This window comes from Pedobacter sp. UBA5917, from assembly GCF_002432345.1.
Lineage (GTDB): Bacteria > Bacteroidota > Bacteroidia > Sphingobacteriales > Sphingobacteriaceae > Pedobacter.
Genome location: NZ_DJDT01000323.1, coordinates 1 through 10,330, shown reverse-complemented (window position 1 = coordinate 10,330; position 10,330 = coordinate 1). Strand labels below are relative to the sequence as shown.

The window sequence follows — 10,330 nt, the reverse complement described above, 5'->3', positions numbered from 1 at the left end:
CCGTAGCAGGCGGGCATTCCGCGTTGCTCCAATCGAGATGACGACTTGAGGGCGGCATCAGCGCATTCCATCTGCGATAAAAAACGAACTATTTAAGCCCGCTTATATACTTCCTCATTAACTCTACCCCTTCTTTATCAATAACAGTTGTACCCAATTTTGGCATATGAAACTCCCCCATCTGATTTGTTCGGACGATGATATTACTTTTATTAAACTTGATCCCAGTATGCGCTAAATCTGTTCCGTAATCGAGGTTTAAAGTAGTATTACCGGCAAATCCACCTGCCTGATGGCAATGCGCACAGTTGATATCCATGTAAGCCCTTGCCCGTTGTACTAAAGGCAAAGTATCATCGTGATAATTGGGTAAACCGGTAATAGCGTTAATGCTGGTTTGCCTAACTACGCCTTTTTTCATCAGGTAAATCAACTGATTGATGTTTTTCCCTACGCTTTCTACTGTGATATTCAGATTCCTTGCTTTTGGCCCGATCGGAATAATGGCATCGTTCTGCCTATGGCAACTTCCGCATTCCTGCTTGCTGGGAATATGATAGGAAATTTTTCTCCTCTCCCCATCCAAACTTGTAAAATCAACAGGAACATTGGCGCCATCGTTAATTAAATCGGCATCACTTTGTTTAGCATTCCAACGGAAAGTTGCCACATTCCATTTCGATTGATGCAAGATCAACAACCGCGTTTCGATCAGTTGCCTGCCCTTCCCCTCAACTTTCGAATAATAAAAGGTTTTCGCAATGAGTGTTCCTTCCGGAAAAATGGGCAAACCATCACCATTCAATACCAATTGCTTTCCCCTGGGTAATTTGATTAACCGCTGTTTTTCAGCATAGTCGGTAAAAAGTGTAGAAGCAAGCTGGAGAATTTCTACTCCATCAGCTGGCTTCAATGCTACCATATTTCCCTTAAAAAGCTCATAGGAAGAAAGTTTAGCATTAAAACGGAGTCCGTTATCAATATTTTTCCTTCCCGAATTATGGCAGCTCCATACATACACCATGGGGCATACCAGTACAGCTGCAATAATGATATACTTTTTATACTTCATTTAATCAGCATCATTCAGATTATCATCCCCTTCATGCAACACCGATTGTGGTATCAGGATGTATTTATCGATATAAAAAGTGCCAAAGGGAATAATACAGGCCAATAATACTTTCCAGGTTATTTTAGAAAATACCCAATTATAGGCAACGCCCACACTAAATGTAATAAAAACGAAAAGGCAGAACAGCAATCCGTGGATCGGCCCCATCAGTTTCACCAATTCGGGCCTGTGCATGATGTATTTTAACGGTACCGCAACAAATACCAATACCAATAATGATGTTCCTTCCAGGAAACTGATGATTCTCAATCTTCCGATCGGGCTTTTTAACAGATTTAACATAACAATTTGAGGTTTTTAAAATGATCTTAAAAATGGACGGTTCGCAAGAGGCGAAAGTGGCCATGGAATAGCAATGAGGATAACCAAAAGTGCTGCACTAAACCAAAACAGCATGGTCGAGAACTTCTTATCATCTGTTTGCATCCTTTTTGCTTTTGCCGAGCCAAGCGTAATCAGTACAACCGAGGTGGCCATAAGCCAGATATGGATATACTTAAAAAATACATGTTCGCTAACTAAATTACCGGTATAACTTTCTGCAACCGCATATTTAACTACCGGACTGATCATGTACAAGCTTAAACCCAACAGGAGCTGAACCTGTGAAATGGTGGCGGTAACATGCCGCACAAAATTGGCATGTGCAGTAAATTTAAGGTGTTGTAAACGGCCCCTGGTAGCTAAATAAATGCTGTACACAAGTGATAAAAGTACAAGCCAGCGGTTAATTGAATGTAGGCTTAATAAAATTTGATGCATATAAACAGAAATTAAAACATACTAATTAGTATGTTATGGTGTAAAAAAAATTAAAGATTTGTTAAATAGGTTTTAAGCCCTTTCAGATAGGTTTTATAACTCGATTTGCCCAGCGCTTTGCCAATATTTCTTACTCCCCCATAACCCGAAATAACCACCATGGCCACTTCTTCGGGCACAAAAGTGCTCGTAAAAATATGATCCGATTTCCCTTTGTTCAGCGCAGCTACAATTGCATTTTGCCACTGTTTTACCAATCTCGACAGTGCTTTTTTAAATGTTGGATTCATCGGTGACATTTCTTCGATCAGGTTAATGGCCGGGCAACCATAATCAGGGTTAAAAAAGACAAAATCATTCAACAGGTTTTCCATCACCTTGTAAATATCTTTAGCCGGATGTTTCCCTACCTCTAAAGGTTTGATCATTATATTGTACATACCCGGATACAAAACTTCGTTGATGAGGCTTAAGCCCATGTCATCTTTTGTTTTGAAGTGATAGTAAAAAGCACCTTTGGTTACCTGTGTGGTGGCAATAATTTCATCAATACTTGTTGCCTGGTATCCCTTCCGGTATATCAACTCAAAAGATTTCTGCAAAATCATCATCCGGGTATCGGCCGCTTTAGACATAACATACTAATTGGTATGTTGGCAAAGATAGAATGATTGGGGATTAAGAGTTTAATTGATATGTCATATTTTCCGCTATCCGTCACCCTGAACTTGTTTCAGGGTCCTTCATGCGGGATAGATCTCTCCACTGCGTTCAAGTCTAGATGACGATTTGAAGATAGCTCTGTGCCCCCTCTCTGTGATCTATGTGGTAAAATGATGGAAGATGTAAAATGGATGATGGAATTTACAAAGCGATTTGTCATCCTGAGCGGAGTCGAAGGATCTTCATTCCGCAATACTCTAGTCGAAATGACGTAAAGCTTAATATAGCCACTGATGCACAGATTAACACGGAAATTCTCTATCAATCCATCACCCTGAACTTTCTTCAGGGTCCTTCATGCGGGATAGATCTCTCCGCTCCGCCATGTTTCCAGTCGAGATGACGATTTGAAGATAGCTCTTTGTCCTCTGTGCCTCCTCTCTGTGATCTCAGTGGTAAAAGATGTAAAATGGATGATGGAAGGAAAGACGGTCAATTCGAAAAGAAATTAAAAGGTTTAAATTTTGAAACGTTTTAGAAGTCTAGCAAGCCCTGAATATTACAACATTAAAACGTTACAACAAAAATAAATCAGTGTAATCATTTAATCTATGTAATCATCCGCGAAGCGAAAAAGAGTGTAATCAGCAAAAAGGCCGATACCATTTCGATACCAGCCTTTAAATCCTGCTAAAAAATTATCCCTTAAAACTTGAAAGTAAAATTCCCGGTAACTTTAGCAGGGCTTTGAGCGGCATACCTGAACGACCAGTATTGTTCGTTTGTTAGGTTATCCACCTTTAAACCGATCCTATATTTTGGTTTATCATAAAATACAGCTGCATCAAGCACAGTATAAGATGGAATACTGAATTTAAACGCCACAGTATTTACCTGGTTGTATGAGCTACCATAAATTCCGCCGAAACCAAATCCCAAACCTTGTACCGGACCATTGATAAACCGGTAACTGATCCATAAGTTGGCCATTTTAGGTGCACCTGCAGTAGCTGGTCTTAAACCTTCAACACTTGCATTGGCTTTGGTATATTTACTATCATTATAGGTATAGCCTGCTACAATATTTAAACCTGGCAATGGGGTAGCAATAAGCTCTGCTTCAAATCCTTTGCTCAACTGTGTACCGTCCTGTAAAGAAAAATTCGGATGCGCAACATCATCATATAAAGTATTGGTAACCTTGATATCATAGTAGCTAAAAGTTGCACTGATTTTGTCCAGGTCAAATTTTGCACCGCCTTCAAACTGGTTGGCATAACTTGGTTTAAAGGTATTTCCATCAAAATCGGAACCGCCGTTATTGCTAAAACCGTTCATGTAATTACCAAACACCGATACTTTGTCTTTTATGATCTGGTAAACGGCACCAAACCTTGGCGAAAAAGCAGTTTGATTGTATTTTCCTTTGCTAAGGTCGTTTGCAAAATCATAAGTTCCACCGTTAAAATAGCGGTCTACCCTTACTCCTGCCATTACCAATAACCTGTCGGTAACATTCAATACATCAGATGCATAGGCACTATAAGTGGTTTCATCGTTCGAAACCTGGTTTAAGTAAGTTGCAGTATTGAACAAAGGAGCCACTTTGGTTAAATTAAAATTGTTATAAGCAGCGCCCGGTTTTTTAAAGTTTAAAGCAGCGATATTTACTGTAGCATCGTTACGGGTAGCACGTAAACTATAAAAATCAACCCCTAAAACTACCCTGTTGCGTAAACTGCCGATTTTAAAGTCGCCATTAAAATTCTGCTGGATATCGGTACCATAAAAAGGATTATCCTGATTGGTAACCTGCTGCCTTAAGGTAGAATCGGTTAATAAACTCATTGCAACAGTATAACCTTCAGAAGATGAACGGGTACGTGATATGATCGTTTGCGATTTCCATTGCTCAGAGATTTTGTATTTCGCCTGTGCAAAAATATTATACTGCTGGCTGGTATAGGTAACCGTATTATTGGCAAAAGAAAGTTTATAAGGTATTCCCAAGTCCGTTATACTTGTTGCTTTCAACTTCAGTGTTGGTGCAATCACCAATCGTGTTGGCGAAGTAGCTTTCGAACCGCTCATTTCTACATCCAAAGACAGGGTAAGCCTGTCATTTACCACATAAGAAAAACTCGGGGCAATTAAATAGCTTTTATAAAAGCCTGCATCCTGAAAACTTCTTTCGCTGTGCAATGCAGTATTAACCCTTAATAAAGCTGTTTTCTCTTCATTTAATGGCGTATTGATATCTGCCGTTAAACGGTTCAGGTCGTAACTTGCTCCCGAATAAGAAATTTCCCCTTTAAAGCTATCGAAAGGTTTTTTGGTTACACGGTTAAACAAACCACCAAAAGAAGATATGGTACTACCGAACAAGGTAGCTGCCGGGCCTTTAATTACCTCAATGCGCTCGAGATTGGCCGGATCGATGGTGTTGTAGGTAAAACTACCCACGCCGTTCCTTACCAGTTGTGGCGTAGCAAAACCCCTCGAAATATTGGTTGTTCTGCCCTGGTTACGTACTTCGGCAATACCTGCTCCCGGTACGTTTTTAAAAGCACTGTTGTAATCGGTTACCACCTGTTCTTTCATCAGCTCTTTACTTACTACGCTGTAAACCTGTGGATTTTCGATATTTTTTAACGGCATCTTCGAAACATCTTCACTTTCTTTTTTCGCGAAACGGTTTCCCCCGCTGCTGATGATTACCTCCTCTAGTTTTTGGGAAGTATAATCCAGTTTCAGTTCGAGATTGGCTACAGGATTTTCAGGGGTGATTTCAACGCTTTGTGTAGAACCATTAAAGCCTACCATAGCGATCTGCACGGTGTATTTACCAAAAGGAAGATTTTTTATTTCGAATTCTCCATCTGCATTACTTACAGTTGCTTTTTTAATTTCTTTAAGTTTTACAGTTACCCCCTGTGCACTGGTTCCATCTGTAATGGTAATTTTTCCGGTAATTGAACCCTTTTCCGGCTTGCTGCCCTGAGCCATGGCCGAACTCAAAGTGAAAAGATATATGAAAAACAAAATTATAGCGCCTGGTTTCGGCTTTGGAACGCCATAACTTGAAAGTAAATTTATTACCATTTTAATTCTTATTTAGACTGTTTTAAAATTAGGATGCAAAGAACAGTATTTTGTACATCAAAAACAACAGCTAAACAAAGTTTTTTATCAGCTAAAACCCTATCAATTTAGTTTAAAACACCTTTATTATTTATTTGTAACCAACTCCAATGCTTTTTCCAATATTTCATCTTTACCCGTCAAAATATCGTTAAGTGTTTTATCAACCCGAACATCAATTTTTACACCGAGCTTTTGATTTGGGGTTCCATCGGAATAATATTCACCAAAACCCGAGAAGAAAGAAAAATACTGTCCGGGGAAATTAATGGTAATGGCCATCCCGTTTGCTCCTGCTGTTTGTCGGCCAATAGTTGTACTTTTTGTTACGCCCTGCAGCGTAATTATATTGCCTTCTCCCTGACTCTGATTGCCCTCATCGGCAAGGATGAAGTAACGTTTGTTTTTCAGGTCGGGATTGGTATTGGGTTTAACAATTTCGTTTTCGATTAAACTATAGTTTTTAGAAATATCAGGGTTGGTGATGTAAGGAAAGCTGTTATAAGCCACGGTATCTGTTTTTACAGCAATATAGGCAGCTAATTTTGAACCGATACTGCCATCTTTTGGATACCCCCTAACATCCAGAATAATGGTTTTACAGTTTTTAAGCATGGCCGCCAAACTATCCAGTTCATTAGAGTAAATCCTGTTTACGCGCAGGTATCCTATATTTCCTGCCAATATTTTACAATATGGCGGTGAAACAGGATTGCGGTTAACCTTACCGGTTAAAGCATAATAATCATCACGCTTAATGCGGTTTAACGTAACTTTTTCAATCCCATCCTTTCCACTGATAGTGAGTACAGCTTTACTGTTTACTGCGCCATTGGTTAACCAGCTAAAGTAAAATTCGCGGTCAAAGCCCGCTTTGTTTGATGCCACTATATAGGGTTCCCATTGTTCGGCAAGTTGTTTTACCGGAACATCGTCAATGGCCAGCAGTTCGGCGCCTTCTTTAATCGATGAAAGTTGACTTTTCTGATGAATATCGTCGAGCGCAGCAGCGATATATACTTTATTACCCACCAAACTGGTTATTATCGGTAAATTACCATCCATAATGCCCATTGGCGATCGCCCACCTTTTTTAGTGATCAGAATGGCGTGTCCGTCTTTTATTGAGGCGGTGAGTTTCATCAGGGCCATAAAATATTGCTTTTCGGTTTTAGCCGCTAAAAACAAAGGGATATTTTCGTTAAGCACATCATCCCAGTTTTGTGGAATAAGATTTTTATTGGGTGAAAAATAATGAATAGCGTTCCAGAAATTAAATAAACCAAGCAAGCGCAGTTCTGCACCCGGAACATCTGCAGAAGGGTAATCATCCTGTGCTCTGCGGATGAAAACTGTATTTTCGGCCTTTTTTACCGTTTGTTTTACAAAAGAACCTGTTAATAATTTTGTGGCTGCCAGAATCGCCGGTGCATCTAAAGAACTATCGCTTGTTAAAGGCAATAAAGCATCGGGCTTTTCTCCCAATGTACCATCCTCATAAAGCACCTCGGCAGTTCTGATTTTAACAGAAAGACTATCAGAAAGTTTCATTTTATAAAACTCGCCATATACGTAATTGGGTAATTCGCCTTCTACCACCAGGTTACATAAATTTCGATGCCTTAATGCCAGCAGTACTTTAAAGGTATTTACATTAACATATTTGTTTATGATAAAGCAGAAACGCTTTCCGGTATATTTTAGATCTGGTTTTGCCTGTGTATAAGCGCCTTCAGAAACGTTACGGATGCCGAAATAAACCTGGTAATGGTCGTTAATTGCGCCGTCTTTATCCTGTGGCAGAATGTTAAGGTCGTGTGGAAAATCTTCCCTGATCAACCCTTTATAATAGAAAGACCTCGTAACGGGCAGGATCATTGTATTATGGATTAACCGCGACACTAAAGGTTGTACAAAATCTACATATTGTTTTAAACCCAATTGGTAATTAATGGCCGAATTCCGAAGATCGATAACAAATAACTGATGCTTTGCCAAAGCCTTGTTTAATAAGGAATCGGCATTATTTCTGCCCTGAAAAGTTTTCTGCGGAACATTAAGGTACCAGGTTTTTGATTGGAGCTGCCTGGTGTAAACCGTACTTCTTTCGTTATATTTACTTTGACCAACCACTTCATTTTGCATAATACCAGATTGTGGATCGCCAAGGTCAGAAAAAAAGCTTTTCAGTACCTCCCGGAAATTATTTTCATTTGGATTTTGGATCAGCGGTTTGATGTTTTTAATGATCAGGCTATCCATGTTTAAGATTCCTTTGCCAGCATTTGGATGAAAATAATTAACTACTCCCCAAACTTTGCCAAAATCGGCAATGCGTTTTATTTCTGCTGTGTTAAGTTCGGATACCTGTTGCTGTGCGCCGGAAAAATAGGGCAATAGCATCCCCATAAAGATAAAAATGTACCTTTTCATGATATTTCTATTAAGCTTTTTAAATTGTTATTTATTCGCTACCAGCGATCGGATGCTTTCCATATCGATATTATCGCCTATGAAACAGCTTACCGAAATATGGCCTTTGTTTAGGGTAATGTAATCGAGTTCGGTAATCTTTTTATCGCCTTTGGTATAAATCACAGAAGAAACCACATCATTTGTTTCCCAACGGAAATATTCTTTATAAATATTGCCTTTATTTGCCGCCGCACTTACCTGTGCAATTATTTTTTGGAGATTTTCGGGCGAACTGTTAAAATTAAGGTATTTATAGGTTTTAACCTGCTTCATAATTCTGGCAATGCTCGGGTGTGTCCACATGCCCATTTCATTTGTCCGCTTAACCATCGCTTCGCCCATGGTGTTAATTTGATATTTGGATTCGCCAGAATAAGACTTAAAATAAAGATCAATCATGGTTTCGGCATTATCCGCTGGTTTCTGCTGACCATAAGAAAAACTTACCATAGTGAGCAGCAAACTAAAATATGCAATGATGGTTTTCATGTTTAATCGTTTTGGGTTTTAACATCACTTTTAAATTTGATGATTTCGTTCAATCCGGTATTGGCCTGGTTTAAAGTTTTGGATATGGAAAACAGATCGGCCTCTACTTTTTTCTGTAAAGCCAAATCGCGTTCTGCCAGGGCCGAGCGATAGCTGACTAACCAGAAAGAAGCTGCAATAACAAGCAATATACTTGCCGCGATTTTTAAAACAACAGCTAAGGGCATTCTTTTTATTAATGGTTTATCTATAGCCGCACTAAAACCGACAGTTTTCCCTTCAAGCGATTTAAAATCACTTACTGCTCCAAACCATTCCTTTTCCGGCATTAATTTTTCTTCAGGATCATTGCTTTCGAGGTATTGCTTAACCACGCGCTCTTCTTCCAATGTAGTTTCGGCATTCCAGTACTTTTCAAGCAGGGCTTCTATCTTATCTTTTTCCATGTACTTTACTTTTTAAATATTGACGCGCCCTAAAGAGGTACATCTTAACCTGTGCGTCGGTCAGATCCAGTATTTCGGCTATTTCTTTGTATTCCAGTTCTTCAATTTCCCTTAAAAACAGGATATTTTGTTGTACTTCGGGCAATTTGCGGGTAAGCAGCTTAAATTTGTATTGTAAATCGTCGGTTGTTATCCCCTGCTCTATCTCATTTGGTTCTGGCACTTCTACAACATCCTCTAAGCCCACATAGAACCTGCTTTTTTTTCTCTTTTCGAAATTCAGGAAGTTGTTCCTGATCATGCGCATGGCGTAGGCTTCAAAATTTGTCCAGTTATCCCATTCCTCTTTTAATTCCCATATTTTAACCAGCGTATCCTGAAAAATATCTTCAGCATCGCCAACATGCTTTACGAGCGAATAGGCAAACCGGTAAAGTTTCGGCTGGCATTGTATAAACTGCTCGTATTGCTTTGGTTTCATATAATATGAGGAAGACAAAGATCCTGTTCCAAAAGTTACATTTATTTTAAAATAATTGAATAGACTAAAACATACAACCCAGAAAACATTTACGCCTTTGCATTTGTATTTACATAGGTTGGAAACAATCAGATCTAAATCTCTTTTAAGCATTTGAATTCAGCATATCCCATTTACCTCTTTATCGGAATCGCGTTTCTCTGTATCGTGGTATTGGGCATAATCATCCATTACCGCAATAAAAAATTACAGCAGGAAATTGCTAATTTTCCTAATGTACTACCAGAAGCCTATGGCCTTGGCCAGAAAATGTTTTCAGTACATTTAAAATGTGCTGATTTAAAACAGGCTTATTTTATGGTAGGCATTGTTTTCAACCTGATCAACATTCTAATGCTGGTTATGCTGACTGGAGAACTGGATCCTTACGATTCGCTTCCCTACCCCAAAATTGTAGACGCCATACTTACCAAAGAAATTATATTACCTATCGCAATAGGCATTGGTATACTCTTTATCTACAATGCTTATCACCGTATTAACATTACCTGGGAAAACGGACCTGTTGTTGGTGATAATCCGATCAATATTAAGTACTATCAGATCAGGAAAAATGCTCTGCTGCTAAATGTGATTTACCTGCAAACCGATCAAAAACTTTGGATATTGGTACCGGGAACCTCGCAGGATTTTAAAAAGTTCAAAGATTTTAAACAGCTTAGCAGGGATCAGCAGGAA

General features: G+C 39.1%; 10 protein-coding genes. 1 reads left to right on the top strand and 9 read right to left on the bottom strand.

Features of this window, described 5'->3' with window-relative positions; genetic code table 11:
* Nucleotides 1-88: 88 nt before the first annotated feature.
* The 9 genes from B2V92_RS22680 to B2V92_RS22640 all read right to left on the bottom strand — a co-directional run bounded on the left by B2V92_RS22680 (nt 89) and on the right by B2V92_RS22640 (nt 9,592).
* Complete coding sequence (locus B2V92_RS22680) at nt 89-1,072, bottom strand: hypothetical protein (protein ID WP_293312413.1); 984 nt, start codon at nt 1,070-1,072, stop codon at nt 89-91.
* Nucleotides 1,073-1,417 carry a DUF3817 domain-containing protein gene (locus B2V92_RS22675; RefSeq protein ID WP_293312411.1) on the bottom strand — a complete coding sequence of 115 codons (345 nt, stop codon included), beginning with the start codon at nt 1,415-1,417 and terminating at the stop codon, nt 1,073-1,075.
* Between the two features lie 15 nt (nt 1,418-1,432).
* Nucleotides 1,433-1,897 (bottom strand): hypothetical protein, encoded by a 465-nt coding sequence (locus B2V92_RS22670; protein ID WP_293312409.1) that lies wholly within the window; start codon nt 1,895-1,897, stop codon nt 1,433-1,435.
* Nucleotides 1,898-1,947: 50 nt separating this feature from the next.
* Entirely contained in the window at nt 1,948-2,532 is a 585-nt protein-coding gene (locus tag B2V92_RS22665) for a TetR/AcrR family transcriptional regulator (RefSeq protein WP_293312407.1), read from the bottom strand.
* Between the two features lie 733 nt (nt 2,533-3,265).
* Entirely contained in the window at nt 3,266-5,662 is a 2,397-nt protein-coding gene (locus B2V92_RS22660; RefSeq protein WP_293312406.1) for a TonB-dependent receptor, read from the bottom strand.
* Nucleotides 5,663-5,788: 126 nt separating this feature from the next.
* Nucleotides 5,789-8,134, bottom strand: coding sequence for a S41 family peptidase (locus B2V92_RS22655; protein ID WP_293312404.1), 2,346 nt, complete (start codon nt 8,132-8,134; stop codon nt 5,789-5,791).
* A gap of 27 nt (nt 8,135-8,161) precedes the next feature.
* On the bottom strand, nt 8,162-8,665 hold the full coding sequence (locus B2V92_RS22650; RefSeq protein WP_293312402.1) for a DUF4252 domain-containing protein: 504 nt from the start codon (nt 8,663-8,665) through the stop codon (nt 8,162-8,164).
* A gap of 2 nt (nt 8,666-8,667) precedes the next feature.
* Nucleotides 8,668-9,111, bottom strand: coding sequence for a hypothetical protein (locus B2V92_RS22645; protein ID WP_293312401.1), 444 nt, complete (start codon nt 9,109-9,111; stop codon nt 8,668-8,670).
* Nucleotides 9,098-9,592: an RNA polymerase sigma factor gene (locus tag B2V92_RS22640; RefSeq protein WP_293312399.1), complete on the bottom strand. Its 495-nt coding sequence runs from the start codon at nt 9,590-9,592 to the stop codon at nt 9,098-9,100. Before B2V92_RS22640 ends, B2V92_RS22645 begins: the two co-directional genes overlap by 14 nt.
* A 153-nt stretch (nt 9,593-9,745) precedes the next feature.
* On the opposite strand from B2V92_RS22640, the gene B2V92_RS22635 reads away from it, so the two are divergent.
* A partial coding sequence (locus B2V92_RS22635; RefSeq protein ID WP_293312397.1) for a hypothetical protein occupies nt 9,746-10,330 on the top strand: 585 nt, incomplete at its 3' end.

Bases quoted from the DNA above. Each gene is read 5' to 3' on its own strand.
- B2V92_RS22655 (WP_293312404.1), bottom strand. From the start codon at position 8,134: ATGAAAAGGTACATTTTTATCTTTATGGGGATGCTATTGCCCTATTTT.
- B2V92_RS22660 (WP_293312406.1), bottom strand. From the start codon at position 5,662: ATGGTAATAAATTTACTTTCAAGTTATGGCGTTCCAAAGCCGAAACCA.
- B2V92_RS22650 (WP_293312402.1), bottom strand. From the start codon at position 8,665: ATGAAAACCATCATTGCATATTTTAGTTTGCTGCTCACTATGGTAAGT.
- B2V92_RS22665 (WP_293312407.1), bottom strand. From the start codon at position 2,532: ATGTCTAAAGCGGCCGATACCCGGATGATGATTTTGCAGAAATCTTTT.
- B2V92_RS22645 (WP_293312401.1), bottom strand. From the start codon at position 9,111: ATGGAAAAAGATAAGATAGAAGCCCTGCTTGAAAAGTACTGGAATGCC.
- B2V92_RS22640 (WP_293312399.1), bottom strand. From the start codon at position 9,592: ATGAAACCAAAGCAATACGAGCAGTTTATACAATGCCAGCCGAAACTT.
- B2V92_RS22680 (WP_293312413.1), bottom strand. From the start codon at position 1,072: ATGAAGTATAAAAAGTATATCATTATTGCAGCTGTACTGGTATGCCCC.
- B2V92_RS22675 (WP_293312411.1), bottom strand. From the start codon at position 1,417: ATGTTAAATCTGTTAAAAAGCCCGATCGGAAGATTGAGAATCATCAGT.
- B2V92_RS22670 (WP_293312409.1), bottom strand. From the start codon at position 1,897: ATGCATCAAATTTTATTAAGCCTACATTCAATTAACCGCTGGCTTGTA.